The following is a 25,152-nucleotide window of genomic DNA, read 5'->3' as shown; positions in this document are numbered from 1 at the left end:
TATGAAACTTGTACTTGCCGCAATTTTGCTGAGTTCGCCCCTGGTCGCCCACGCAGCCGATCCCGCGGTCGCCGCCAAGCCGATCGCCGATCCGGACAAGAAGATCTGCCGCGCCGAGGACGTCACGGGATCGCTCTTCCCGAAGCGCGTGTGCCACACCCGCGCCGAATGGGCCGAGATCGGCGCGAGCCGACAGACCGCCGCGGAACGCTATATCTCGCAAAAGGAAATGAGCGGGCACGCCCTGCCGCTTCCAAACTGAGGCGCGTCTACCGCCGGTCGAACGCCGCTAGCTCATAGGCGATCGACGCTTCGACCAGTCGCTCCCAGAGGTCGGCCACGACCGCTTCGGGCACGCCGACCGCGCGCGCTTCGGCGCAGGCGTTCGCGATGACCTGCGTCTTGCGCGCTTCGTCGCGGACCGCGGTGCGCGCAGGTTTGATCCGTGCCGCCGCATCCATATAAGCGAAGCGGCGCGCAAGCAGCGCGACCAGATCGCGGTCGAGCGCGTCGACGCCTGCGCGCACCTCGGTCATCGTCGTGCAGTCGGGGCCGGGGAGGATCGGATCGGTCATGCGCACAGCCCTTGGCGCGGCATTGCCGACCTGTCCAGCTTGACTCACGCCGCATCCCCCGCTACCCGCCCGCCTTCGCAAAAGGCCCCGCACCCCGGTGAAGCGGTGGCCCCGACCAGACCCTCGGGTCAGGCGGAGCGATGACCGGGTATCGATCAGCAAAGCCTCACCGCGGCGTTGGTCTTGTTATTGGCACTTGCAAGGAATTCATCATGTCGAAGCGTAGCAGCGCAAAGTACAAGCTCGATCGCCGGATGGGCGAGAATATCTGGGGTCGTCCCAAGTCGCCCGTCAACAAGCGTGAGTACGGCCCCGGCCAGCACGGCCAGCGCCGCAAGGGCAAGGTCTCGGACTTCGGCATCCAGCTCCGCGCCAAGCAGAAGCTCAAGGGCTACTACGGCGACGTGACCGAGAAGCAGTTCCGCGCCTGCTACACCGAGGCAGCGCGCATGAAGGGCGACACCGGCCAGAACCTGATCGGCCTGCTCGAGCAGCGTCTCGACATGATCGTGTATCGTGCGAAGTTCGCCCCGACCGTCTGGGCGGCGCGTCAGCTCGTCTCGCACGGCCACGTCCGCGTCAACGGCGTGAAGTGCAACATCGCATCGCGCCGCTGCTTCGTCGGTGACGAGATCACGCTGGGCGACAAGGCCAAGGAAATGGCGCTGGTGCTCGAAGCGCAGCAGCTCGCCGAGCGCGACATCCCCGATTACGTCGCTCCGGACGGCGCGGCCAAGGTCACCTTCACGCGCGTTCCGTCGCTCGACGAAGTGCCTTACCCGGTGAAGATGGAACCGAACCTCGTGGTCGAGTTCTACTCGCGCTGATGACGCGGATTAGCCTCGGCTAATCCGGACATCCCGCGCGAGCGGCCGGCGGGGCACCGCCCCGTCCGACGACGTGGCTTTGCCACGGCGCGGTTCGAGACAAAAAAGGGCGGTCCCGCTGGGGCCGCCCTTTTTCGTTGCGCTTCCTTTCCCCCCGTCCCGTTCGCCCTGAGCGCAGTCGAAGGGCCGCGCGCAAACAGGCCAAGGCCCGTGGGGAGGGGGGCTTCGACTTCGCTCAGCCCGAACGGGGTGGGGGTGGGGGTGGGGGCAGCCTGAAACCCCCTACTGAATCCCCATCGTCGTGCGCAGGAACATGTCGCTGCGATCGAGCATCGTGGTCCGTGCCTCGCTGTCGTCGAGTTGGTGCGTCAGCCCCTTGAACTCGACCAGTTCGACCTTCTTGCCCGCGTTGCGCAACCGGCTCGCCATCAGGCGCGATTCGCCGATGCCGACATTCTGGTCGAGGTCGCCGTGGAACATCAGCACGGGCGCGGTGATCTTCGCTGCGTTCTGCGCGGGCGAGCCCTGGCGGACATGCGGTCCCTTGCCGATGAAGGCGTCGACGAGATTATAGTCCATGTAATTGTCATGCTCGTGCCGCAGCGTGTCGAGATCGGTGACGGGGGCGATCGCGACGATCGCCTTGAACAGCGTCGGGTCGAGCACCGCGGATTGCAGCGCGGCATAGCCGCCATAGGACCAGCCGACGATCGCGAGCGTCGACGGGGCGGCGATCCCTTCCTTGACGAGCCAGTGCCCGCCGTCGTTGACGTCGCCGATCGCGGTGCGCCACGACTGGAAGCCGTTCTTCTGGAACCAGCCGTCACCATACCCCGTCGATCCGCGGTAATTGGGCTGGAGCACGGCATAGCCTCGCGCGGCGAAGAATTGCGCGAGCCAGTCGAACCCCCATTCGTCGCGCGCGCCCGGCCCGCCGTGTGGCATGACGATTGCGGGCAGGTTCTTCGCAGTCTGGCCGACGGGTAGCGTCAGATAGGCCGGGATCGGCGTCCCATCGGCGGCGGGAAAGGTGATCGCCTTCACCGGCGCGAGCGTGACGCCCTCGAGCGGCGGGCGCGAGCGGAGCAGCCCGCCCAGATGCCGCGTCTTCTTGTCGAACAGCGCAAAGCCGCCCGGGTCGACATCGCTTCCGGTCCATAGCAGCAGCTTGGATTCGTCCGCGCTGGCATCGACGAAGCGGACGAGCGGCTGTTTCGGCAGCGCCTTGGCAAGGCTCGTCTGAAGTTTTTTCAATTCCGGATCGAAGAATTCGACCTGTCGCCGATCGGTGACATAGGTAGCACCGACGACGCGGTGCTGTCGGCCGATCACGACGAGCCCGGCAACGTCGACATCGGGCCGGGCGAACACGAGGTCACGCTTGAGGCTGCCGTCCAGTGCGATCTTGTAGAGGGCCTTGCGCCCGTTCTGCGCGTCGAACCCATAGGTGACGTTGAGCGCCGGATCGACCGCATAGGGATCGAAGCCTTGCTCGGTCTGCGAATCGCTGGCCACAATGCTGAGCGGAAGCCAGGCGGTCGCGCCGGGCTTGCGATATTGGTAGATCATGCGTGCGCCGCTGTAGCCCGCCCCGGTCGTCGGCCGCAGCCCCATGATGCGGACATGGCCTTGCCCGTCGGCGATATATTCGCGCGCGATCGGTCGCGGCCGCTCGACCGTCTGGCGGTGGAGCGTAACCGGATCGATCCGCTCGACCCCCATGCCCTCGCCTTCGCCCGCGATATGCGTGCCGGTATCGGACTTCGCGACGTATTGCCGCGTCATCAGCACGGTGTCGCCCTTGGCGTCGCCCTGCCAGTCGATGACGTGCCCGCCATCCTGCATGATCCCGACCGAATCGAGCGAAGTCCGCGCGCTCAGCAGTTTCATGTCCTTGCCGTCCGCGCTGAGCGTGACGATCCGGTCGAACCCGAGCATCCCGCTGACGCGCCCGACGGTGATGCTGAGCCCGCAGATCAGCCGGGTGTTGTTCGACCATTGGCAATAGTCGAGCTGTTCCTTCTCGCCGGACGACGCCACCACGACGACCGGAGGCGTGTCCGTGTCGGTCGAGAAGACCATCGCGCTGGCCCCGCGCTTTGCATCGGACACCAGCGCGACGAAATGCTTGCCGTCCGGGGACAGGCTGATCTGCTGCACTTCCTCGCGCGCGCCGAACTTTTTGGCGGCATCGCTGGCGGCGTGCACGGGCGTTGCGGCCGTTGCCAGCAACACCATCACAATAAAGCGCTTTCTCATCCCCATTTCTCCCCTGGGCGGGATGATAGCAGGCAAATTCGCGCCGCCAAGTCACCTGGTTGGCGTTATTGCGCCCGGCACGCGAGGCTGTCAGAACACCGGCCAAGCAATAGGGGTGCGTGCCGGTGAAGAGCTTCGAGACACTTGGATTTGGCGTTGTGTTGGCAATGCTGCCGGGACTGGCGCAACCGATCGCGGCGCAGGCGACGAAGCCTGCCCCCGCGATCTCGGTCGAGACGCTGAAGGACGTGACCAAGACGCTGTCCTCCGACGCGTTCGAGGGCCGCAAGCCGACCACGCCGGGCGAAACCAAGGCGACCGAGTACATCGTCACGCGCTTCAAGGCGGCGGGGCTCAAGCCCGGCAACGACGGCAAGTGGTTCCAGGACGTGCCGCTGGTCGAGCTGACCGCGCGCAACGTCACCCCGATGACGTTCAAGGGCGGCAAGACCCCGGTCAGCTTCGCTTATCGCAGCGACATGGTGCTCGCGACCTACCGCGTCACGCCGAAGATCGACCTGAAGGACAGCCCGGTCGTGTTCGTCGGCTACGGCATCACCGCGCCCGAGCGCGGGTGGGACGATTATGCGGGCGTCGACGTCCGCGGTAAGACGGTCGTCATCCTGGTCAACGATCCCGACTGGCAGGCACCCGACAACACCGGCCTCTTCGAGGGCCGCGCGATGACCTATTACGGCCGCTGGACCTACAAGTTCGAGGAAGCCGCACGCCACGGCGCGGCGGGCGCGCTGATCGTCCACGAGACTGCGCCCGCGGCCTACGGCTGGGGCGTCGTCCAGTCGAGCTGGACTGGGCCGCAGCTCGAGCTTGACGAGAAGGGCGACCATGCCGACCAGAGCCAGGCGATCGGCTGGATCCAGCTCGACAAGGCGCGCGCTCTCTTTGCGAGCGCGGGGCAGGATTTCGATGCGTTGAGCAAGGCCGCCAAGGTCAAGGGGTTCAAGGCAGCGCCGCTGGGCGTGACCGCATCGGCGTCGTTCGACACCACGATCAAGCGGCAGGCGTCGAAGAACGTCGTCGGCATCCTGCCCGGCAAGCCCGCCGCGCAGGGCGGCGCACCCGGCGAGTACGTCTTCTACACCGCGCATTGGGACCATCTCGGGCGCTGCGACCCGGTCGATGGCGACAATATCTGCAATGGCGCGCTGGACAACGCGAGCGGGGTCGCCGGGCTGGTCGCGCTTGCCGAAGCCAATACCAAGGCGGGGCCGGCGCGGCGCTCGACCGTGTTCCTTGCGGTCACCTGCGAGGAGTGCGGGCTGCTCGGCTCGCGCTATTATGCCGAACATCCGATCTACCCGATGGCGCAGACCGTCGGCGGCGTGAACATGGACGGGCTCAACGTCGTCGGTCGTGCGAAGGATTTCGTCGTGACGGGCGCGGGCAAGTCCGAGCTCGAGGACATGATGAAGACGCTCGTCGTCGCGCAGGACCGCGTCGTGAAGCCCGAGCCCAACCCCGAGCGCGGCAGCTATTTCCGCTCGGACCATTTCGCGTTCGCGCGGGCTGGCGTGCCGATGTTCTACGGCGAATCGGGTGAGGATCTGCGCGTCGGCGGGACCGCGGCTGGCCATGCCGCGACCGAGGACTATATCGTCCATCGCTATCACAAGCCGCAGGACGAATATAATGCGGCGTGGGACTGGTCGGGGGCGGTCGAGGATCTGACGCTCTATTACGGTCTCGGCCGTGAATTGGCGGATGGGACGAATTGGCCGAACTGGTACAGCACCGCCGAGTTCCGCGCGATTCGCGACAAGAGCCGCGCGGGCAAGTAAACACAGGAACGTTTGAAGCATGACACGCGCCGTCCCGCCCGCCGAATGGGCCCCGCACTCTGCCGTCTGGATCGGCTTCCCGAGCCATCCCGAATTGTGGGTCGAAGACCTCGAGCCTGCGCGCACCGAGGTGGTCGCGTTCGCGCGTGCGGTTCATGCCGAAGGGCGCGGCGAGCGCGTCCTGCTCGTCGCGGCGGATGACGAGGCGGCGACCGCCGCGCGCGCGATGGCGGGCGATTTCGCCGAGATCGTGGTCGAATCGTTCGGCGACATCTGGCTGCGCGACACTGCACCGATCCTGCTGTCGGACGGCAGCGGGCGGGACTTCGCCTTCAACGGCTGGGGCGGGAAATATGATCTGCCGGGCGATTCCGACATCGGGCGGCGGCTCGCCGAGGACAGGCAGATCGCGGTCGAAAGTTGCGACTGGGTGCTCGAGGGCGGCGCGATCGATGGCGACGGGACCGGGTTGCTCGTCACGACCCGGCAATGCCTGCTCAACCCGAACCGCAACCCGGCGCTCGACCAGGCGCAGATCGAGCAGCGGCTCCACGACCATCTCGGCTTCGCGCAGATCCTGTGGCTCGGCGACGGGCTGATGCACGATCATACCGACGGGCATGTCGACAATCTCGCGCGCTTCGTCGCGCCGGGGGTGCTCGCGATTCCCGAGGCCGCGGACAACGACCCCAACTGGCTGGTCTATCAGCACGCCGCTGCCGCCGCCGCCGAGATGCCGGGGATCGACCTGGTGCGCATCCCGTCGCCCGGCCGCGTGCTGCGCGACGAGGAGATCGTGCCCGCGAGCTACATGAACTTCTACATCGGCAATGCCGCGGTGGTGGTGCCGCTGTACGGCGCGCCCAACGATGCGGCGGCGGTCGCGGCGTTGCAGGCGTTGTTCCCGGGGCGCGAGGTGGTCGGCCTGCGCGCGGATGCGATCCTCACCGGGGGCGGCAGCTTCCACTGCATCTCGCAGCAGATTCCGAGGTAAGGGGGGGAGCCTTCCCCTCCCTCTTTCCGTTCTTGCCGTTCACCCGTTTGAACCCTCCACCCGTTCGTTTCGAGCGAAGTCGAGAAACCTGCGCTGTGCCGGGTTTCTCGACTTCGCTCGAAACGAACGGGATGGGGGCCGCAATTTGCGCTACGAGCCGCTTAAAACCACGCCCGCAAACGCCAGAAGGACCGCGCGATCTTCCACCTGCTTTTCAGCCTGCCATGGCTGTTCGTCACGCTGCGCTTCATCCTGCCGCTCCCGTGGCATCCGGCGGCCAAGGTGATCCTCGCGGGTGTGCTGCTGGTAGGCTCGCAATTCCTGTTGTGGAGCCGGCTGTCCTCGGGGTCACCGTTCGCGCCCGAGATGCCGTGCGGCGTCGTGCTCGCGTTCAACGTAGCATATGGCGCGATCCTGTTGCTCGCGGTGTTCCAATTGGCGGTCGATCTGGCGCGCCTGCCCGCGCTGCTGATCGGGCAGGGCGGCTTCGTGGTGGCGGTGGCGGTGCGCTACGCAATGGGGCTGGCGGCGCTGGTGCTCGCCGCCCTGGGCGTGGCGCAGGCGCAGCGGGTGCCGCCGGTGCGCAATATCGACGTCGTCATCCCCGGGCTGCCCGCGGCGTTCGACGGCTATACGCTGGTGCAACTGACCGACCTCCACATCAGCCGCCTGTTCCCCGCGCGCTGGACGCAGGCGGTGGTCGATCGCACCAATGCGCTCCACCCCGATCTGATCGTCGTGACCGGCGACTTCATCGACGGATCGATCGCGATGCGCCGCGCGGATGTGGAACCGTTGCGCGGGCTTCGCGCCGCCGACGGGATCTACGCGATCCCGGGCAACCACGAATATTTCTTCGAATATGAGGCGTGGATGGCGCATTTCGCAGGGATGGGGATGCATCTCCTACCCAACGCGCACGCGGTGCTGACTCGCGGCGACGGGCGGCTGGTGATCGCGGGAGTCACCGATCTGTCGGCGCGCGAGACCGGCCATCCCACGCCCGATCTGGGGAAGGCGCTGGCAGGCGCACCGGCGGGCGCGCCGATCATCCTGCTCGACCATCAGCCCCGGATGGCGCGCACCGCGGCGGCGCGCGGTGTGGCGTTGCAGCTATCGGGGCATACGCACGGCGGGATGATCGTCGGGCTCGACCGGCTGGTCGCCCGCGGCAACGCCGGGTTCGTCTCGGGGCGCTATGCCGTCGAGGGCATGACGCTGTACGTCAGCAACGGCACGGGGTTGTGGCCGGGGTTCGCGCTGCGGCTGGGCGTGCCGTCGGAATTGACGCGGATCACGCTGCGCGCGGGGCCACGCTAGACTGACCTCTTCGGTTCGCCCTGAGCGCAGTCGAAGGGCCGCTTGCCGCCCTCAGCAAGGCCTTTGGCGCGAGCGGGGCTTCGACTTCGCTCAGCCCGAACGGGTCGGGGGATTCCGTCAAACGAACGCGACGTCTGCAACTCTGGGTTCCTGCCGGCGCAGGAACACACAGCGGCGGGACCCTAAAGCCGCCCCAACAACCGCTCGATCGATTCATGATGCGTCGTGTCGTCGCCGCACTCCCGCTCGAGCACGCGCTTGATCCGCTCGAGTTCGTCCTGAGTCATGTGCTCGATCCCGATGAACTCGTTGCGCGCGTCCGTCGTCGCGCGGATGATCTCGTCGAGCTTGGCCTGGATCGCCGACGCATCGCGATTCTGCGCATTCTGGATCAGGAACACCATCAGGAACGTCACGATCGTCGTCGAGGTGTTGATGACGAGCTGCCACGTGTCCGAATAATGGAACAGCGGCCCGGTCATCCCCCACACCGCCACCACCGTGAAGGCGCTGACGAACGCGATCGGCCGCCCCGCCCAACTGGCGACACGTTGGGCAATCGTCTCGAACAACCGTTCCATCAGCGATATCCCGTTTGAATCTGGCGTACGAAGCACGATATGGCGGCGCATGACCGAAATCACCGTAGCCGCGCTGCAACTCGCTTTCTCGAACGATATGGACGCGAATATCGAGCATGTCTCGGAACTCGTGCGCGAGGCCGCGAGCCGCGGCGCGCAGGTGATCCTGCCGCCCGAACTGTTCGAGGGCGAATATTTCTGCCGGGTCGAGGACGAGGGGCTGTTCTCCAACGCGAAACCAGTCGGCGAGCACAAGGCGGTGCTCGCGATGCAGGCGCTCGCCGAGGCGCTCAAGGTGACGATCCCGACCAGCTTCTTCGAGGCGGACGGGCCGCATCATTACAATAGCCTCGCGATGATCGGCCCCGACGGCGAGGTGCAGGGCGTCTATCGCAAGAGCCATATCCCGGACGGCCCGGGCTATGAGGAGAAATTCTATTTCCGCCCCGGCAACACCGGCTTCAAGGTGTGGCCCGGTCCTGCGAAAACGACGCTCGGCGTCGGGGTGTGCTGGGACCAATGGTATCCCGAAACCGCGCGCGCGATGATGCTGATGGGGGCGGAAGTCCTGTTCTACCCGACGGCGATCGGCAGCGAGCCGCACGACACGTCGCTCGATACCGCGCGGCTGTGGCGGCGCGCGATGGTCGGCCATGCAGTGTCGAACGTCGTGCCGATCGTCGCGGCCAACCGCGTCGGCGTCGAGCACGACCAGACCTTCTACGGCACCAGCTTCATCGCGGACGAGCGCGGCGACATCCTGGCGGAGCTGGGACGCGAGGAGGAGGGTGTGATCACCGCGACGATCGACCTCGACCGGGTGAAGCGCCATCGTGCCGCGTTCGGCTTTTTCCGCGATCGCCGGCCCGAGCTGTACGGGCGGCTGGTCCAGGATATCTGAAACGGATCCGGCGGGTCGAGGGGAGACCCGCGGGAGCGACCGGGCCGGGGGCGGCGGTTTGACCCGCCTGATTGCCGTAATCGCTCCCGCGTATCGGTACGCTACGCGCCACGACCGCTGCAACACTCCGCCGCGGACATCGTTGTCTTATCGGATTTGGACGACCAAATCTCTCATCCATTCGACCGAAAATATTCCGTTAACGTGCCGTAGTGTCACGCAATTCTACCGCACGTGCGAACACGGCAGAGAACATCTCGGCGGTCAGCCGGCCGGTGTTCTGGTTGTAGCGCGAGCAATGGTAGCTATCGATCAGGATCCGCCCGTCGGGCATGCGATGTTCGGCGAGATGCCCGAACTTGCACTTGGGCAATCGCCCGCCGAGCACCTTGACCGCGGACTGATGCGCGATCTGCCCCAGCGCGACGAACACGCGCGCCTGCGGGACCGCGGCGATCTGCCCCTCGAGGAACGGGCGGCAGGTGCGGATTTCCTCGGGCGTCGGCTTGTTCTGCGGCGGCAGGCATTTGACCGCGTTGATGATCATCGCGCCCTGCAATTGCAGCGTGTCGTCGGGCTTGGCCTCATAGGTGCCCGTGGCGAGCCCGTGCTGCGCAAGCGTGTCGAACAGCAGGATCCCGGCATGGTCCCCGGTGAAGGGGCGCCCGGTGCGATTCGCCCCGTGCTTGCCCGGCGCTAGGCCGATGATCCCGAGCCACGCCGCCGGATCGCCAAAGGCGTTGACCGGGGCGTTCCACCAGGTCGGGAATTCCTGACGGAGTTCCTCGCGGAAGCCGACGAGGCGGGGGCACAGCGGGCAATCGCGGGGCGGTTCGGATTCGGGGATCGGGCTGGGTGCGAAGGTCATCGAAACGCGATAGGCGTGTTCGGGTGACGATCTCAACCACTTCCCCGCATTATGCGATCGCAATCGGTTCGAACCGCCGCGGGCGGCACGGGGGGCCGCGCGCCGAAGTGACTGCCGCGATCGCGGCGTTGCCGGGGGTGATCGCAGTATCGCGGCTGATCGAGACCACGCCGGTCGGCCCGTCGAGCCGGCGGTTCGTCAACGCGGTCGTGGTCGTTGCCTGCACCGATTCGCCGCCCGAACTGCTGCGGCGGCTGAAAACGATCGAGCGGGACTTCGGGCGGCGCCGCGGGCGGCGCTGGGCAGCACGCGTGATCGACCTCGACATCGTCCTGTGGTCGGGTGGGGCGTGGCGTTCGCCGGGGTTGCGCGTGCCGCATCTCGCCTATGCCGACCGCGACTTCGTGCTCGGTCCGCTCGCGACGATCGCCCCGCGCTGGCGCGATCCGTCGAGCGGACGGACGATCCGTCAGCTCGCCAGCCGCTTGCGCAAGGTTGACCCGACGCCGATCCGCTCCTAACGCGCTTCGACGTGAGGGCTCGTAGCTCAGTCGGTAGAGCAACGGACTTTTAATCTGTAGGTCCCGGGTTCGAATCCCGGCGAGCCCACCACGTTGTCGGAGGAGCCCTGGCGGTGCGCTGACTTTGGTATAACAGCGGCGCTCAGAGTGCGAACTCATCCCCGAATTATTACGCCAGATCGGCGCGCCGTTAGCGTTCCCCGATGTGGCGCAGTGATCGGCTCCGCCTCCACAGCCACCGAAAGCCGGGTACGCGGTTCATTTTACATAATAGAGTCCCGCTCAGGTGCCTTTCGTATTGCCAGACCGTCGCGGCCGTTCTCGTGGAGTCGCAAAATCCAGTCGCGCGCGATCTGCAGCATTATGTCAGCTCGTTTCGCCACGTCAGTCCGGCTCCCGCCGACCCCGATCAGCGCCAATGTCAATTAGCGGCGGACCTGATCCGCATCGCCTCTTCGTCGGCCATATCAAGGCAAATCCGTCCGATGAGTAGTCAGATTGAACATCAATTGCTGCCGTCATCGTAGGCCTACATAGGCAGGCAACATCGAATCAAATTCCAGCAGCCTGAAATTCCGGCCGCGGGTCTTCCTCAGCGCGCTTTGGCATCAGCCGAATTCCTGCAGCAGAGCCGGTACCGTGAGGCCCTTCACATCATTGCCTTTCGGCCGCGGATATCGCACAAATCCGATAAATTCAGCTTTGGCCGCCTGCTCGCACGCCTACCGGGGAAAATAATGCTTTCGCTATTTTCGGAATTAGAAGCATCAGTGAACGCCTTTGTTGCCGAGAACGATTATAACGGTGCTCTAGACGAAATAAGAAACTTTGTTGTCGCGGTGATGAATATGCAGGCGGCTCCAGGCGAAGTCGTGGGCGCTCGCAAAGTCGATAGCCTTTGCGAGTTGGTAGGAAATAGTTTTTTTGATCGAACCTTTAATCGAGAGATACTGAAGGCAGCCAAGCCAGAGAAAATGCGGATGATTGTACTGTGTACCGGCCTTTATAAATATGGTGGTACAACACTGGTTATCAGAGACCTAATCAATGCGCACCCGGAATATGACTGCACCGTAATAGCGACAGATTATCTCCAAGATATGACGCCTGAAGACTTGGCACTTTCACGGATTGATGGATCAGGGGCCGATGTATCTATCTGTCCCCAAGGCGACTCCGTATCAAAACTAGGATGGCTTATACTGAAACTAATCGAAGCTGCTCCAACTCGAATTTTTATTCTGAATCACCATCAAGACTCTGTCATAATATCGGGAGCTTCACCATTTGTAACAACGGCGGATGTCGTATTTTATCATCATGCCGACTACAACATGTGCCTTGGCGTTCACCTTAAAGGGGCAATTCACGTCGATCCACATAATGTTGGATACCATAATTGTCGGACTAACGAAGGTTTGGCTGATAACGCCTACGTTCCAATGACCGTTGATGACCGCGTCTCGCGGCGTATTGCGTCAAGCTTTATGCCGGGCGGCAGCCTGACAACGTGCTCGTCTGGCAGTTACCATAAATTTCGAAACTTTTATCTGTATCCCTACAATGAGTTAATTGCTGAACGCTTAATGTGTCGGGACGGTATCCACATCCATATTGGTGGGATATCCACACCGCATCTCGCAGAAATTCGTCAGACATTGATTAAACGAGGGCTTGAGCCTGACAGATTTGTCCATGTACCATGGACAGCTTCCTTCTGGGATTCAATTGTCGACCGCTCTGTTGATCTTTTCATTGGGTCATTCCCAATCGGTGGAGCACGAACAACCATTGAGGTGATGGGCGCTGGTATTCCTATAATAATGCCTGACAATTATCTCTCAAGATTTTTCAGCAGTCGCGACATTGTATACGAGAGCTGTTTTATTTGGAAAACACCAGAAGAGTTTTCAAGAACCATACGTAGTATCGACTTAAGTTCGCTTAAGATCCACTCAGAGCAGTCTCGTGCCCATTTTGATCTATACTACAATGGTGCCTCTATCGATCTTGAGGAGACGATAAACAGTATCTGTCGTCGTGATATAACCCCCCCTCCTTACGACCTCTATGATTATAATCCGGACAAACTTGACAAATTTCTACATTTAAAGCGAATTGATGAACTTCTGGCTCAGCACGCTGCGGATGTTGCTTTGACGGGGCTCTCGGGAAAAAATGTGTCCGCGGAACCTGCGCCGGCACACCGATACAAAAGTTCATTATTGAACCGTGCGATTTCCTACGTTCGAAAAAAGCGTCTCAATACACATGATAGAGGCCTTTCCGAGATTGAGCAGAGGCTGTTCAAAGCTATAAGCATCAGCACTGAAGGTGTAGGGTTTGATCCCGCGATTTATCTGGAGCGAAATCCAGACGTTGCTAGCGCTGCCGTCGACCCTTTGGAGCACTTCGTTAAGCACGGTCAATATGAAGGCCGAGGTTCGTCTTTTTTCTTTTCGGATGAATGGCATATCGAGATGAACCCCGGTGGTGGGTCAAGTCTAGCTGAAGTGATGACCCATATTTCGTATACCAGGTCGCAAAAAAGTAGAAAAAAAGCGGCGTTCTTCACCTTTGATCGAAATTCCGGAGGTATTCCGAATTTCTATGTCAGTGAAATGATCAGGTCGCTTGCCGAAAGCGGCGTCAACGTTGATGTTTACGCTGGTGAACATTTTGCGACTGTCGACAACGCAAAGGGGTCGCAGGATCAATCGTACAAGTCAGTTATTAAGGAATTCATACGAAGTAAATCGTACGACTTTGCCTTAAGTTTGAATAACGCTTTGGTGATACCGGAAACTGTATCATCTCTCAACTGTACAATCGTTTCGATCCTAGAAGACGATATATTTAGTTACGTAGACAGGGGGCATGGTATTGCGTTGAGCCTGCCAATACATGCTGCGCCAGTATACTCGTCGTTTGATGAGGATGCGAAGTCTATATTTGATATAAGAGCTGATGTCAGTTTTCTTCCGTTCGCTACGACGACTAAGGACAGAAAATCAAGCTCTAGCACCGAGCAAACCGAAATTTCGTGGATTGCCGCCATGCTTGGTGATCATGAACTTGATACCTTTCTTTTTCGTGTTGATCAGGAATTGCCTAAAGGCTTGGAATTAATGGCCAAGTGTCTGGCGGACATTCAAAAAACAGGCCAAATTAGTATGGCGCCGGCTTCACAAAAAGCGGCGAAAAGACTTTGCGAATTTGCTGACTGGGGTTATTCCCTACTAGAAACGCGCATGCAAGAAATCGTTACAAACAGAATGCGCTTGCAAGCCGTGGAGAGGCTCGCGCCGCTGGGTCTCAAACTCTATGGCAATGCGCGCTGGCGGTCTGCATTGATGATGTCCCCGGCTGCAGTGCAATCCTTTCGAAGCGATGATGATTTGCGAAGGCATTCGGACCTTTGCAAAGTCTATGACCGATCTAAGATATCGATAAATATACCTCAAATCCATGCCGGTACAGGAATGCAGCATAGAATACTGGATATCCTCGCATCAAAAAGCTTACTGATCACTCAGTATGTGCCTAACTCCGATATGGAACTCTTGTTCGGGGCCGACTCCCCTATCGTCACATTTTCCGACATCGATGACCTTTACGAAAAATGTGCGTATTTTCTTAACAATGATACGGAGCGCCTAGCTCGGGTAGCTGCCTGTAACGCGTTGGTTGCGAAGGGTTACAGCTTCCAGGACCGAATCATCGACTATCTCAAGCTGAGTAATCCCGCTCAGGTCAATAAAATCGATACAAGAAAAGGTGCTGGCTCAGTTTCGTTAATCTGGCCTGAGCGAATTATCGATTGGGCATCTAGACGGGATCGCAGTATCAACTGAACTCCAATCTTTGGGGCGTCGATCCGTTTGGCTCTGATCCCCATGTTTATGAGATGTATGCAATGGGCTCTGGATACCGCGCACCGGAGATTGGTACCTTATTGAACGTCGATCGCCTCGTCGCTCAGTCCATCGCCCGTCCCTCAATCCGAAGGCGTCATTCTTGTGTCAAAACGGCCCTGAAAGTCGCGCCGTCGTTCGCCCCAGCAGACGGCCGGCAGTAGCGCGTGGTGGTCCCAGTTCGCCCCCGTCCGCCCGCGGCGGGGGGCGATTGACGGATAAGGTCGACGTGTTTAATTGGATAACCTTTAATAATGGAAACAGCGTCGGGTAATGACATGTAACGAAACGGCAAAGTGGCATTCAGTAGATTTCCCGCGAATAGAGGATGATCGAGGCTGTCTGAGTGTTATCCAGGGCGGTATTGACATCGACTTTAACATCGCGCGAGTATATTTTTTGTACGATTTGGCTGAAGGCGCCGATCGGGCGGCGCATGCCCATCGTGAGCTACACCAAGTCTACCTTGCGATGAGCGGTAGCTTTGATGTCCACCTGACCGATGGCAGGGTATCAGAAACTATCACCCTGGATCGTCCCAATTCCGGCCTTATCATTCGGCCCGGCGTGTGGCGGCGGATCAATCGCTTTTCGCCAGGGGCGGTCTGTTTCGTGCTGGCGTCGGAAGTTTATCTCGAATCTGACTACATCCGGAATTACGACGATTTCGTCCGTTATAGCGCGGAGCAGGCTGTGGCCGGATAAGCGCAGGTGTCCGGCCCCATTTGAAGGCCGGCTGAGGGCATCGTCGTTATCAGGGTGACGTGCGCCCCGGAACGGAGATCATGACTTAAATCGTGCAAGTGGGGAGTGGTGGTGCGTACGATGCAGGCTTCGGTGCCCCTAGTCAGCGCGCTGGTGACGACCTTCAATCATGAAGGTTTCATTGACAGCGCCATAACCAGCCTACTTGCGCAGACCTATCCTGCGATGGAGATTATCGTCGTTGACGACGGGTCACAGGATCGCACCGTCGAGCGGGCATGCGATTACCGCAGTCGGGGCGTACGCGTTCTGCAAGGCCCTCGACAGGGGCCGAGTCAGGCAATGAACATGGCGATGGCCGAGGCGACGGGCGACATCTTTCTGCTGCAATCGGGCGACGACTTATCCTCCCCCGTCCGGGCAGAAGCGCAGGTCCGGGCGCTAGCCAAAGCCGACCTGCACGCTACCTTTCCGACGCTGATCGACGGTGAAGGTGGGGTGTTGGCAGACAGTGCCTTCCCGGTCTTCTTCCGCGCCCATTCGGTCACGGACATGGGTATGCTGTTCAAGTCGCTTTACGAAGACGGCAACTTCCTATGCGCCTCGTCCGTGGGGTTGCGGCGTTCGGCGTGGGAACGGCTAGGCGGCTTCCATCCCGGTCTGCTTCAGCTTCAGGATTATGATTATTGGCTGCGCGCTCTGACGAGCGGCCTGGTTCTCGCCATTGATCCTGACCGGCTCGTCTCCTACCGACTACACGACAAAAACCTATCCCGCTCGGCGAATAACGTCCGTATGCATCGGGAAATGGGTGCGATCTTCCGCGCATTCGGCACCCGCGTCCCGGACAGCTTCATCAACGTAATCCTTTATGACGGATCGTTCGACGGCGTCGGCTGGCAGGATGATAATCGCGATGTGCTTCTCGCGCTTCTCTACCTGCGCCATCCCATCGAGTCCGTGCGGCAGATCGGCATCGAGGCGCTCATTTCGCTGCTAGGGCATGCGCCGTCGGCCGCCATGCTGGAGCATCGCTTCGGCCTGTCGTTCCGGGCGCTCTTCGACCTATTTCTGCGCGGCTAGAGAAGGGCTTGGTCTCGGGCAGGGAGCTTGCAGAAAGTACTGCTGATGGGCCGAGCGGTCGGATCGTGCGCTATCTGTCCATCGTATCGGACGACCTCTCCAGTCTGCTGGCCTTTGAAAGGCATTAGGGCCGATATTGGGCGTATCTACGCAATTGTGCATCTGGCAATCGACGTTGGCGATACCGGGTGACTCGCCGCGCGCCGCGAGACCCACCGCATTGCCTATTATGCCTCCATTGCCGTCGAGCCGCATGTCGACGACAGGTATACGTACTGGATGCCGAGGCAAAGCGGCGAGGGGAGAAGCGATTTGGTGCGTGAGTCACCGCAGCACTAGCCAGTGCTTCGTCGCGCGGCTTGGAAAGTCCCAAGCGCACCGGCCGCATGCGAAAGCAGCTGTGCGCGTAACGGACCGCGGCCTTGTCCTGTGGTTAGACAGCGCTGTTCAGCGGTCAAGGTCACCGTTTGGACCGCCGCCGACCATGGTGCCACCGACGCCTTCGCGACGTGACCGCCTGCAGAGCAATATTATGCCCCACAAGCCGCCGTGGGAGTAGCGTGATCCGGGCATTGAATTATCACGACCCGAAGCCATTTCAGAGACCGGGGGAAGGTTTTGATATTGCTATCTGGTTCGCAAAAAGCCGAATAATCCCGGTTGCGTTGCAAGCGCGTTGCAAGTGCCTGGCAATGCATTTAAGCCGCATTTTTTGTTCACCAGCCCGTTTGGGGATCGTCATGAGTTGCAAGTCCGTGATCCTTAACGGTCACTATATCGACCTGCGTCCCTTATCTATTAGCGATGCCGAGAGGACATTCCATTGGCGGCAGAGCGAGCGCGCCCGGCATCTCAATGCGGGTGCCGCCTCGGTTGAACAGCAAGCGAAGTGGATCGCTGCCCGCCCTGCAGGCGAGTATAACTGGATCATTCATCTCAAGGACGGCACGCCCATCGGCATGCTGTCGCTGGTCGACATCGATACCTATAACAGTCGAGCAGAAACCGGTCGTTTTCTGATTGGTGAGGAGGAGAAGGCGAAGGGCTTGCCCGTCGCCGTGGAAGCGATGGGCCTCCTCTACGAGTTCGCCTTCAACACCCTGGGCCTTTCGCGACTTTTCGGGATGATCTCTGCCAATAATGGCCGAATGGTCAAATGGCAGAAATATCTCGGAATGGTCGAAGAGGGGCGCCTTCGCAGTCATTATCGGACCGAAGTGGGTGCTCATGACGCCGTCGTGTTAGGCATCTTGCGCGAGGAATATCAGGCAACGTTTATCCCACGCGCCCGTGCGCTCATGGCGATGGGCGGTTCGGCATGAGGTTGCCCTTGGGCGGGGATAAAGTCTAAAGGAATCGTAAATCGGATAACTGGCCCCTGATCGGGGGGAGGATCGCTGTATGTCGCGGCGAGGTGGAGTTTGGAAAAGAAATGGATCTTGAGAACAAAGTTAAGGCGATTGTTTTTGAAGCACTAATTAACCTTAACGAGGAGCAGGCGGACGGCGAGCAAATCGCGCTAGACCGGGAGTCGGTCTTGTTTGGTAGCGATTCCATGATAGACTCTCTGGCTTTGGTGTCCGTCATCGTCGATGTCGAGACGGAAGTCGGTAGCGAATTCGAAATGCCGATTGCGTTAACCGACGATCGCGCGATGAGCCGTCAGCCTTCACCTTTCGATACCGTAGGGACGCTGATAGATTATATCGTCGAACTGCTGCAAAGTGACCGATGAGCATATATTTCGACAAAACCGCTATTGTGACCGGTTGCACGCGTGGTGTGGGCCGTGACATCGCACTGCACATTCTTGATCAGGGCGGTGCCGTGGTGGGTCTTGCACGTGGCGATCCCAGCATCGATCATTCGAAGTACACGCATTTTGCCGTGGACTTGGCCGACACGTCTGCGATCACCGATGCTTTTGCGCAAATTCGCAAACATACGAGCAAAATCGACATTGTCGTCAACAATGCCGCGGTACTGACCTCGCAATACTCCATGATCATGCCGCCCGCCGCCGCGCAGGCGATGGTCAATGTGAACCTGCTTGCACCGTTCCTAGTCTCGCGAGAGGCGGCGAAGTTCATGCGCAAGACCAAGTGGGGCCGTATCATCAACATCGGATCCATGGCCGCAAGCCTCGAGCCGATCGGCGATTCCGTTTATGCGGCGACCAAGGCCGGGCTCAGCACCCTCGCAAATGTGATGGCTAAGGAGTTCGGCTCGTTCAATGTGACGTGCAATACAGTAGGTATCACTGCCATCGACAGCAGCATGCTTGCCCAATTGCCGCGTGATAAAATCGAGGAGATCATCTCAGGGCTGCCCATCCCGCGCTTCGCGAAGATCGACGATATCCTGAACGTCATCGACTTTTTTTCCATGGAACGCAGCTCCTATATCACCGCGCAGACCATTTTCATCGGCGGGGTCAATTAATGACCTTCTGTCAGATATCTGACAATATCTGGCAGGTTCACGCTGGCGAGTTTCCGTCGAATAGCTATCTCTGGCGTGACTCTACCACCGGCGATCTGATCCTCGTCGACACAGGCCTGGACGCAGATGCGCTGTCCGAGGCCGTCGCCAGTGTCGGTGGCCTACTGAAAGCGGTGGTATGCACTCACGGTCATTTCGACCATATGGGGTCAGCGGCGATATTTCAGGATCGTTACGCGCTAGATGTTCACATACACGCACAGGATTTAAAGATCGCCAAGACCGCGAACTTCCTGTTGATGGCGTTCAAGCTCACCTCCCGCGTGAAGACGCCGCGCTTCTCCGTTTTCGATGGCGTGTCGGGCGAGTTTTCCGTGGGCGATATTGTGGTGCGCTATCGGCATGTACCGGGGCATACGCCGGGCAGTTGTTTCATCTCCATCGGCAATGCCTGTTTCACGGGCGACAGCCTCTATGCCTCCGGCATCGGTCTTTCAAAAACGCCGGGCGAGGTGCCCGAACTGCTGCGCAAAAGCCTAGCAGAGGCGATGAAGGAGATACCGGACAACATTCTGATCTGTCCCGGTCACGGGAGAACTGCCCTGTTCGGTTCCATAAAATCCGGCAATCGCGCGCTTCGAGATTTTCTCAGGGCCGAGGATCAAACGATAAGCGTTTAAACAAGAACGCTATAATATCCGGGTCTACGAATTTATTTAGGATGTGTGATTGTGACAGAGCATGAAGGGGCGCTTCAGTCCGCCCCGAATGAGGCGAAGGAAGGTAGCGGCGTCGCCATTATTGGGGTTGGCCACCGCTTGGGTTCTCTGGTCGAGGATAACGAAACTCTCTGCGCCAATCTCGACATCACGCCCGAGTGGATCCTCGAAAAAACAGGCATTGAGCGCCGCTATCTCGCGGCGCCTGACGAGACAGCCTCCGGCCTGTCGCTCAGCGCGGCGCGCGATGCGATGGCGAGCGCCGGAATCGATGCCTCGGACATCGACATGATCGTTTGCTGTACTTTTTCTGCCGACTATCGATTTCCGGCCCTAGCCGCGAAGATCCACGCCGATCTGGGCGTGACCGGCGGGCAGATGCTTGATGTGCAGGCCAATTGCGCAGGCTTCGTGACCGGGTTGACGGTTGCCAGCGACCGGATGCGGCTCGATCCTGACCTCCGCAACGCGCTCGTCATCGGGGTGGAGATGAACAGCCGCTTCATTTCGCGAAGCAATGCAGACGCGGCGATCTATCACAGCGATGGCGCGGGCGCGGTGATCCTCGGCCGCCGGCCGGGCGCAGGCATCGTCGCTTCGGCATTCCACACGGATAGCTCCAATTATGAAGCGGTCCGCGTACGGGGCGGCGGATCGACCTGGACCCGGCCAGACCGCCCGTTCGACCCGTCCATCGACACGATGGAACTGAACGGGATCGCAACCTGGAAGCAGGCGATTACACATCTGCCTAGGGTCGTGAAGGCGGCATGCCAGAAGTCGGGGATAGAGCCGAAGACCGCCGACTTCTTCATTTTCCATCAAGCCAACCTCAAGCTGATTCAATATTTGGTACGAAAACTCGGCCGCGATATGGCGTCCACCTACACCAATGTTGAGCGGGTCGGTAATTCGGGTGCCGCCTCGGTCCCAATCGCGCTCAGCGAAGCGGTCAGCGCGGGCAAGATGAAGCAGGGCGACAGCGTCGTTATCGCTGCCGTGGGCGCAGGCTTCAACTTCGGCGCTAGCGTGTGGCGCTGGTCCAACATCAGCAATGCAGGCACGAATTGAGCATGTTTTCCAATTTCGACGCCATTTCCGTCGGCGATGTCCGCACCTTGTCAAAGCATATCGGCGAAGAGGATGTGCAGCGGTTTGTCGACATGACGGGGGACAATAATCCACTCCATGTCGACCGCGACTATGCCGAGACTACGCCGTTCAAGGATATCGTGGTCCACGGCATGCTTGGTGCCAGCTTCATCTCGACGGTCATCGGAACGAAGTTGCCAGGTCCCGGCGCCCTTTGGGTGTCGCAGAATATGGAGTTCCGCAAGCCCGTGCGGCTGGGTGACGACCTTGTCATCGCCTGCACCGTGCTGAAGAAGCACGACCGGGATCGCCTCCTGGAGCTGGAAACGACGATTACCAACCAGAATGACGAGATCATCCTCTCCGGCCATGCGAAGGTTAAGGTGCTCGCGACGAAGGTGCAGGCGTCCCCCGTCGCGCCCGTGGCGGCCAAGGTTGCTATCGTAACCGGTGGCGCGGGGGGCATCGGCGGTGCGATTTCCCGCCGACTGAGCGCCGATGGCTATGCCGTCGTCGTAACCTATGCCCGGTCACGCGACCGCGCCGATCGCCTCGTCGCGGAGCTTCAGGCGGCGGGCGGCAAAGCGCTGGCCGTGCAGGGCGATGCGAGCCGGGCGGGTGTCGGGGAGGCCGTCGTCAAAGCGTGCGTCAACGCGTTCGGCGGCGTTAGCGTTCTCGTCAACAATGCCTCGCCCGCTATCGGGCCCAAGCCGCTGACGGCGGTGGAGTGGTCCGACGTCCAGAAGCATCTGGACGTTCAGCTGCGAGGTGCCTTCGAGATATCGACCGCCTGCTTCGCGCATATGAGCGCGGCGGGCTTCGGTCGCATCGTCAATATCACGTCGCAGGTAGTTGAATCCAACCCAACGCCCGGCTGGACCGCCTATTCCGTCGCCAAGTCCGCGCTGGCTGCGCTGTCTCGCCAAATGGCCGCCGAATACGGCCCCTTAGGGGTCACGGTGAACAGCATCGCGCCGGGCATGACCGAAACCGCGCTGATCGGCGATATATCCGAGAAGATGCAGCTGATGATCGCCCGGCAGACGCCCCTGCGGCGGCTGTCTACTCCGGAAGATGTGGCTGCTGCGGTTGCGTTTCTCGCATCCGACGAGGCGGCGTACATCAACGGCCATAGTCTTTCCGTAAACGGGGGGTCTTCGATGTGATGGCTGACCCGGCCGAACTGAACGCGCTGCGCGCGGTGCTGACTGATCCAGCGGCGAGTTTCCTTCAGGTGCAGAAGGCGGTGTCGGGGCTGGAGAAGGCCGATGGTACGTTGACGGAGCGGACCATCGGAGTCGCATCCAATGTGCAGGTCGACCGGCTCGCTCTCTATCTGCGGCGTCATGCGCTAGTGGCGGGGGTGAGGCTGAAAGTTGTGATGGGCGGCTATGACGCGCTGCTGCCCGATTTTCTGGCGTTCGGGCAGAACTGCGTTGACTATATCCTGGCGATCCCCTTCTTCGACAATCTCCAACCTGCGTTCGAGGCGCAACTGAGCGCCGGTATTGATCCCGTGACCGTCGATCAGGTAGGGCGCAATCTTGCCGAGCAATATCGAGTGGCGCTTTCCAGCTGCCCTGATGTGCCGCAGGTCCTGGTGGCTGGCATGCATCGCGCCGAGCCAATGGTGCAGGTCATCGGGCAGGATGCCGTCGCCGGCGCGCTGGACGCGTTCCGCGCAGCACTGAAAGGTGTCGTCGACGAGTTCTCCAACGCATCGCTGGTCGATTTTCAAGCGTTCGCGGCCAACGTGGGCCTGCGAGCGCTGATTGACCGACGCTTCTACGCGCAAGCCAAGGCGCCCTATTCCATCGCGATGCTCGACGAGATCGGGCGCGGGATCATGGCCGCAACCCGGGGCTATGGCCGCTACTTTTACAAAGTTTTGGCACTCGATTGCGACAACACCCTCTGGGGCGGCGTGATCGGGGAAGATTTGCTCGACGGCATCAAACTGTCGCCGTTCGAATATCCCGGCAGCGTGTTCTGGCGCGCCCAGCAAGAGCTGCTCGCGCTTGAGCAAGCCGGCGCAGTGCTGTGCTTATGTACCAAGAATAATCCCGCGGATGTTGAGGAGGTTCTGGCCAACCACCCCGACATGCCGATCCGCGCCGAAAATTTGACGATCTGCAAGATCAACTGGGACGACAAATCCAGCAACCTTCGCGCCATTTCCGCGGAGCTGAACGTAGGCCTGGACAGCATCGTGTTCCTCGACGATTCTACTTATGAGCTGGAGGGGGTGCGGTCACAGGTGCCCAGTGTGCGCACAGTCCAGGTGCCGACTAACCTGACCGACTATCCGCAGGTGATCGAGCAAATTAAGGCGTTGTTCTTATCTGGCGGGGTGAGCGCGGAAAGCCAAGCCAAGTCGCAACAATATAAGCAGAAATTGTCAGCCGAGAATACGCGCGCCCAGTTCTCCTCGCAGGAGGAATATCTTGCCTCGCTGGACTTGCGCATCCACATCGCCCGCAACAGCGAGCGCGACCAGTTGCGCATCAGTGAGTTGAGCCAGAAGTCCAACCAGTTCAACACGACGACGCGTCGTTACACTCCCGGCGAAGTGGCTGCTGCCATGACCAGCGCCGAACGATGCGTCTATTCCGTCGTGGTGGAGGACAAGTTCGGCAGCGCCGGGCTAACCGCTGTGATTGTGATGGACTATTCCAGCGACGCGGCTGATGTAGAGGCGTTTCTGATGAGTTGCCGGGTAATAGGGCGAGGCGTCGAGGAAGCGATTTGGTCGACCATCGCCGTCGATGCGGCGGCGCGGGGCCACTTGAAGATACGGGGCCGATACATCAGGACGGCCAAGAATGTGCTGGTCGAGCGCATCTTCGATCGCCTCGGCTTCGAGATCGAGGCGGAGGACGAGGCGGCGCAGCGGCGTAGCTACCTCTCCACCGTCGACCGGCTCAAAGATCAGAAATCCCCGTGGATAAAGGTGACCTGTGTTGGATGAAACGAAACTGAAGTCAGTTATCGCAACGGTGCTGGAGATCGATCCAGCAGACATTGATGATGATTCGAGCATGGACACGATCGAGAAGTGGGACTCCATCAAGCATATGGACCTCATCCTCTCCCTGGAGGAAGAGTTCGGCGTTTCGGTGCCGGATGAGGAAGCTGGCGAGCTCACCTCCTATGCGCTCATCAAGTTGGTGATGAAGGAATTACTTGAGGGCCGGGCGTGAACTGGCTCATCGATCGCTTCCGCGATCATGCGGAAACTGTCGCCTTCGTCCATAACGGGCGCAAGGTGAGCTATGGTCAGGTGTGTGGGCTGGTGGAGGGCTTCGGCGCTGAGCTCGCGGCAAGGAAGATCGCCGCCGGCCAGAAGGTGGTCGTCGTGGGCGATTATTCGCCGGAAGTCTTCTGCATGCTGCTGGCGCTGGCAATCCAAAAGTGCCTCGTCATCCCGCTCAGCCGACAGTCGGTGGTTGAGGAAGATGTGGCGTTGCAGGTCTGCGGGTCGGACTGGCTCGTCTCCTTCGACGAGCACGGCCAGTCGTTCGAGATCGTGTCGAAGGCGATTGCGGTGCAGAATGATCTGCTCGATGGCTTCCTGACCAAGGGGCATGCCGGCCTTATCCTGTTCAGCTCCGGGTCGACGGGCGCGCCCAAGGCGATCCTGCATGATTTTGAACGCGTGGCGGAGAAATTCCACAAGCAGCGCAGTCCGCTTGTTACCATTCCGTTTCTTATGATCGACCACTTTGGCGGCATAAATACGATACTGGCAATAACATCGAGCCTAGGCACACTCGTAACCATCGACGATCGATCAATCCCGATGCTGTGCAGCGCGATCGAGACGTACAAGGTTGAGCTTCTGCCGGTAACGCCGTCTTTTCTCAACCTGCTGCTGTTGTTGCGTGGGCACGAGACCCACGATCTGTCGTCTTTAAGACGCATTACCTATGGCACGGAAGTTATGCCGCAAGGCACGCTCGACCGTTTGCAAAAAGCGTTTCCCGGCGTCGTCCTGCAACAGACTTATGGTCTGTCGGAGGTCGGCGTGCTGCATTCGCAATCACGCCCCGACGGATCTTTGTGGCTGCGGATCGGTGGGCAGGGCTTTCAGACGCAGGTTCGCGAAAACATCCTCTGGATCAAGTCGGATTACCGCATGGAAGGCTATCTGAACGCAAAGAGCGGCTTTGACGACGATGGCTGGTTCAACACCCAAGACGAGGTTATCGTTGACGGCGAATGGTTTAAGATTCTCGGCCGTGTCACTGACATTATCAATGTCGGCGGTCAGAAGGTCTATCCAGTCGAGGTCGAGAACGTCATCATGGGTCTTGACAATATCGAGGATACCGCCGTGTTTGGCGAAGCGCACAATATCTTGGGCCAAATTGTCGTCGCCAAAGTGCGTTTGCGCGAACCGGAAGAAGTGGACGTGCTCAAGAAACGTATCCGCGCAGCCTGCCTCGCCACGCTGACCTCGTACAAGGCACCGTCGAAGGTCATTATTTCCACCGAAAGCTTTAATTCAGTCCGGCAGAAAAAAGTTCGGAAGTAAGTCCCGCCCCTTCCATCC

Annotated in this window: 23 protein-coding genes and 1 tRNA gene; 20 read left to right on the top strand and 4 right to left on the bottom strand. The window is 60.4% G+C overall.

Translation table 11 applies throughout. The features are described from left to right. Position 1: 1 nt before the first annotated feature. A complete protein-coding gene (locus RI03_RS18160) occupies positions 2–262 on the top strand; it encodes a hypothetical protein (RefSeq protein ID WP_010219068.1) in 261 nt (86 codons plus the stop codon). Between the two features lie 7 nt (positions 263–269). Here the strand turns inward: RI03_RS18160 and RI03_RS18155 are convergent, their stop codons facing one another. Then, positions 270–575 carry a chorismate mutase gene (locus tag RI03_RS18155; protein ID WP_010219067.1) on the bottom strand — a complete coding sequence of 102 codons (306 nt, stop codon included), beginning with the start codon at positions 573–575 and terminating at the stop codon, positions 270–272. Between the two features lie 212 nt (positions 576–787). Here RI03_RS18155 and rpsD point away from each other — a divergent pair, with 212 nt between their 5' ends. Continuing rightward, the gene (gene rpsD / locus RI03_RS18150; protein ID WP_010161826.1) at positions 788–1,402 is read left to right on the top strand and encodes a 30S ribosomal protein S4; all 615 of its coding nucleotides are present in this window, start codon (positions 788–790) and stop codon (positions 1,400–1,402) included. Positions 1,403–1,684: 282 nt separating this feature from the next. Here the strand turns inward: rpsD and RI03_RS18145 are convergent, their stop codons facing one another. Next, positions 1,685–3,661: an alpha/beta hydrolase family protein gene (locus RI03_RS18145; RefSeq protein ID WP_238542439.1), complete on the bottom strand. Its 1,977-nt coding sequence runs from the start codon at positions 3,659–3,661 to the stop codon at positions 1,685–1,687. A gap of 167 nt (positions 3,662–3,828) precedes the next feature. Between RI03_RS18145 and RI03_RS18140 the strand changes: the two genes are divergently transcribed. The 3 genes from RI03_RS18140 to RI03_RS18130 all read left to right on the top strand — a co-directional run bounded on the left by RI03_RS18140 (position 3,829) and on the right by RI03_RS18130 (position 7,774). Continuing rightward, positions 3,829–5,460 (top strand): M28 family metallopeptidase, encoded by a 1,632-nt coding sequence (locus RI03_RS18140; protein ID WP_010219065.1) that lies wholly within the window; start codon positions 3,829–3,831, stop codon positions 5,458–5,460. Positions 5,461–5,479: 19 nt separating this feature from the next. Next, the gene (locus RI03_RS18135; RefSeq protein WP_010219064.1) at positions 5,480–6,454 is read left to right on the top strand and encodes an agmatine deiminase family protein; all 975 of its coding nucleotides are present in this window, start codon (positions 5,480–5,482) and stop codon (positions 6,452–6,454) included. A gap of 282 nt (positions 6,455–6,736) precedes the next feature. Then, positions 6,737–7,774, top strand: coding sequence for a metallophosphoesterase (locus tag RI03_RS18130; RefSeq protein WP_010219063.1), 1,038 nt, complete (start codon positions 6,737–6,739; stop codon positions 7,772–7,774). 182 nt (positions 7,775–7,956) lie between these two features. Here the strand turns inward: RI03_RS18130 and RI03_RS18125 are convergent, their stop codons facing one another. Continuing rightward, positions 7,957–8,355 (bottom strand): low affinity iron permease family protein, encoded by a 399-nt coding sequence (locus tag RI03_RS18125; protein ID WP_010219062.1) that lies wholly within the window; start codon positions 8,353–8,355, stop codon positions 7,957–7,959. Positions 8,356–8,404: 49 nt separating this feature from the next. Between RI03_RS18125 and aguB the strand changes: the two genes are divergently transcribed. Next, entirely contained in the window at positions 8,405–9,256 is an 852-nt protein-coding gene (gene aguB / locus RI03_RS18120; RefSeq protein ID WP_010161833.1) for an N-carbamoylputrescine amidase, read from the top strand. 199 nt (positions 9,257–9,455) lie between these two features. Here the strand turns inward: aguB and RI03_RS18115 are convergent, their stop codons facing one another. Beyond that, on the bottom strand, positions 9,456–10,124 hold the full coding sequence (locus RI03_RS18115) for a uracil-DNA glycosylase (protein WP_010219061.1): 669 nt from the start codon (positions 10,122–10,124) through the stop codon (positions 9,456–9,458). A 23-nt stretch (positions 10,125–10,147) separates the two neighbouring features. Here RI03_RS18115 and folK point away from each other — a divergent pair, with 23 nt between their 5' ends. From folK to RI03_RS18030, 14 genes are all read left to right on the top strand, one after another. After that, a complete protein-coding gene (folK, locus tag RI03_RS18110) occupies positions 10,148–10,645 on the top strand; it encodes a 2-amino-4-hydroxy-6-hydroxymethyldihydropteridine diphosphokinase (RefSeq protein WP_010219059.1) in 498 nt (165 codons plus the stop codon). A gap of 15 nt (positions 10,646–10,660) precedes the next feature. After that, positions 10,661–10,736 (top strand) — tRNA-Lys (locus RI03_RS18105). 646 nt (positions 10,737–11,382) lie between these two features. Beyond that, the gene (locus RI03_RS22905; RefSeq protein ID WP_170318412.1) at positions 11,383–14,499 is read left to right on the top strand and encodes a glycosyltransferase family protein; all 3,117 of its coding nucleotides are present in this window, start codon (positions 11,383–11,385) and stop codon (positions 14,497–14,499) included. Between the two features lie 333 nt (positions 14,500–14,832). Next, a complete protein-coding gene (locus tag RI03_RS18085) occupies positions 14,833–15,264 on the top strand; it encodes a sugar 3,4-ketoisomerase (RefSeq protein ID WP_010219056.1) in 432 nt (143 codons plus the stop codon). Positions 15,265–15,384: 120 nt separating this feature from the next. Continuing rightward, positions 15,385–16,347 (top strand): glycosyltransferase family 2 protein, encoded by a 963-nt coding sequence (locus RI03_RS18075; protein WP_238542449.1) that lies wholly within the window; start codon positions 15,385–15,387, stop codon positions 16,345–16,347. Positions 16,348–16,907: 560 nt separating this feature from the next. Further along, positions 16,908–17,669 carry a GNAT family N-acetyltransferase gene (locus RI03_RS18070; protein WP_202949379.1) on the top strand — a complete coding sequence of 254 codons (762 nt, stop codon included), beginning with the start codon at positions 16,908–16,910 and terminating at the stop codon, positions 17,667–17,669. A 110-nt stretch (positions 17,670–17,779) separates the two neighbouring features. After that, positions 17,780–18,082, top strand: a complete 303-nt coding sequence (locus RI03_RS18065; RefSeq protein ID WP_037515577.1) for a hypothetical protein — start codon at positions 17,780–17,782, stop codon at positions 18,080–18,082. Continuing rightward, complete coding sequence (locus RI03_RS18060; RefSeq protein ID WP_010219050.1) at positions 18,079–18,789, top strand: SDR family NAD(P)-dependent oxidoreductase; 711 nt, start codon at positions 18,079–18,081, stop codon at positions 18,787–18,789. Before RI03_RS18065 ends, RI03_RS18060 begins: the two co-directional genes overlap by 4 nt. Further along, positions 18,789–19,469 carry an MBL fold metallo-hydrolase gene (locus RI03_RS18055; protein WP_010219049.1) on the top strand — a complete coding sequence of 227 codons (681 nt, stop codon included), beginning with the start codon at positions 18,789–18,791 and terminating at the stop codon, positions 19,467–19,469. Before RI03_RS18060 ends, RI03_RS18055 begins: the two co-directional genes overlap by 1 nt. Positions 19,470–19,520: 51 nt before the next feature. Beyond that, positions 19,521–20,579 carry a 3-oxoacyl-ACP synthase III family protein gene (locus tag RI03_RS18050; RefSeq protein ID WP_138995726.1) on the top strand — a complete coding sequence of 353 codons (1,059 nt, stop codon included), beginning with the start codon at positions 19,521–19,523 and terminating at the stop codon, positions 20,577–20,579. A gap of 2 nt (positions 20,580–20,581) precedes the next feature. Further along, positions 20,582–21,766, top strand: coding sequence for an SDR family oxidoreductase (locus RI03_RS18045; RefSeq protein WP_010219047.1), 1,185 nt, complete (start codon positions 20,582–20,584; stop codon positions 21,764–21,766). Next, positions 21,766–23,568: an HAD-IIIC family phosphatase gene (locus RI03_RS18040; RefSeq protein WP_010219045.1), complete on the top strand. Its 1,803-nt coding sequence runs from the start codon at positions 21,766–21,768 to the stop codon at positions 23,566–23,568. Before RI03_RS18045 ends, RI03_RS18040 begins: the two co-directional genes overlap by 1 nt. After that, positions 23,561–23,800: an acyl carrier protein gene (locus RI03_RS18035; RefSeq protein WP_202949378.1), complete on the top strand. Its 240-nt coding sequence runs from the start codon at positions 23,561–23,563 to the stop codon at positions 23,798–23,800. The genes RI03_RS18040 and RI03_RS18035 overlap by 8 nt, the downstream gene beginning before the upstream one ends. Further along, positions 23,797–25,134: an ANL family adenylate-forming protein gene (locus tag RI03_RS18030; RefSeq protein ID WP_010219043.1), complete on the top strand. Its 1,338-nt coding sequence runs from the start codon at positions 23,797–23,799 to the stop codon at positions 25,132–25,134. Before RI03_RS18035 ends, RI03_RS18030 begins: the two co-directional genes overlap by 4 nt. Positions 25,135–25,152: the final 18 nt, after the last annotated feature.

It is taken from the genome of Sphingomonas sp. PAMC 26621 (assembly GCF_000251145.1).
In the GTDB taxonomy this organism is placed as follows: Bacteria; Pseudomonadota; Alphaproteobacteria; order Sphingomonadales; family Sphingomonadaceae; genus Sphingomonas.
The sequence above is the reverse complement of the archived record's forward strand: the minus strand, read 5'-3'. Positions and strand labels throughout refer to the sequence as shown.

Bases quoted from the DNA above. Each gene is read 5' to 3' on its own strand.
- RI03_RS18160 (WP_010219068.1), top strand. From the start codon at position 2: ATGAAACTTGTACTTGCCGCAATTTTGCTGAGTTCGCCCCTGGTCGCC.
- RI03_RS18155 (WP_010219067.1), bottom strand. From the start codon at position 575: ATGACCGATCCGATCCTCCCCGGCCCCGACTGCACGACGATGACCGAG.
- rpsD (WP_010161826.1), top strand. From the start codon at position 788: ATGTCGAAGCGTAGCAGCGCAAAGTACAAGCTCGATCGCCGGATGGGC.
- RI03_RS18145 (WP_238542439.1), bottom strand. From the start codon at position 3,661: ATGAGAAAGCGCTTTATTGTGATGGTGTTGCTGGCAACGGCCGCAACG.
- RI03_RS18140 (WP_010219065.1), top strand. From the start codon at position 3,829: ATGCTGCCGGGACTGGCGCAACCGATCGCGGCGCAGGCGACGAAGCCT.
- RI03_RS18135 (WP_010219064.1), top strand. From the start codon at position 5,480: ATGACACGCGCCGTCCCGCCCGCCGAATGGGCCCCGCACTCTGCCGTC.
- RI03_RS18125 (WP_010219062.1), bottom strand. From the start codon at position 8,355: ATGGAACGGTTGTTCGAGACGATTGCCCAACGTGTCGCCAGTTGGGCG.
- aguB (WP_010161833.1), top strand. From the start codon at position 8,405: ATGACCGAAATCACCGTAGCCGCGCTGCAACTCGCTTTCTCGAACGAT.
- RI03_RS18115 (WP_010219061.1), bottom strand. From the start codon at position 10,124: ATGACCTTCGCACCCAGCCCGATCCCCGAATCCGAACCGCCCCGCGAT.
- RI03_RS22905 (WP_170318412.1), top strand. From the start codon at position 11,383: ATGCTTTCGCTATTTTCGGAATTAGAAGCATCAGTGAACGCCTTTGTT.
- RI03_RS18085 (WP_010219056.1), top strand. From the start codon at position 14,833: ATGACATGTAACGAAACGGCAAAGTGGCATTCAGTAGATTTCCCGCGA.
- RI03_RS18075 (WP_238542449.1), top strand. From the start codon at position 15,385: ATGCAGGCTTCGGTGCCCCTAGTCAGCGCGCTGGTGACGACCTTCAAT.
- RI03_RS18065 (WP_037515577.1), top strand. From the start codon at position 17,780: ATGGATCTTGAGAACAAAGTTAAGGCGATTGTTTTTGAAGCACTAATT.
- RI03_RS18060 (WP_010219050.1), top strand. From the start codon at position 18,079: ATGAGCATATATTTCGACAAAACCGCTATTGTGACCGGTTGCACGCGT.
- RI03_RS18055 (WP_010219049.1), top strand. From the start codon at position 18,789: ATGACCTTCTGTCAGATATCTGACAATATCTGGCAGGTTCACGCTGGC.
- RI03_RS18045 (WP_010219047.1), top strand. From the start codon at position 20,582: ATGTTTTCCAATTTCGACGCCATTTCCGTCGGCGATGTCCGCACCTTG.
- RI03_RS18040 (WP_010219045.1), top strand. From the start codon at position 21,766: ATGGCTGACCCGGCCGAACTGAACGCGCTGCGCGCGGTGCTGACTGAT.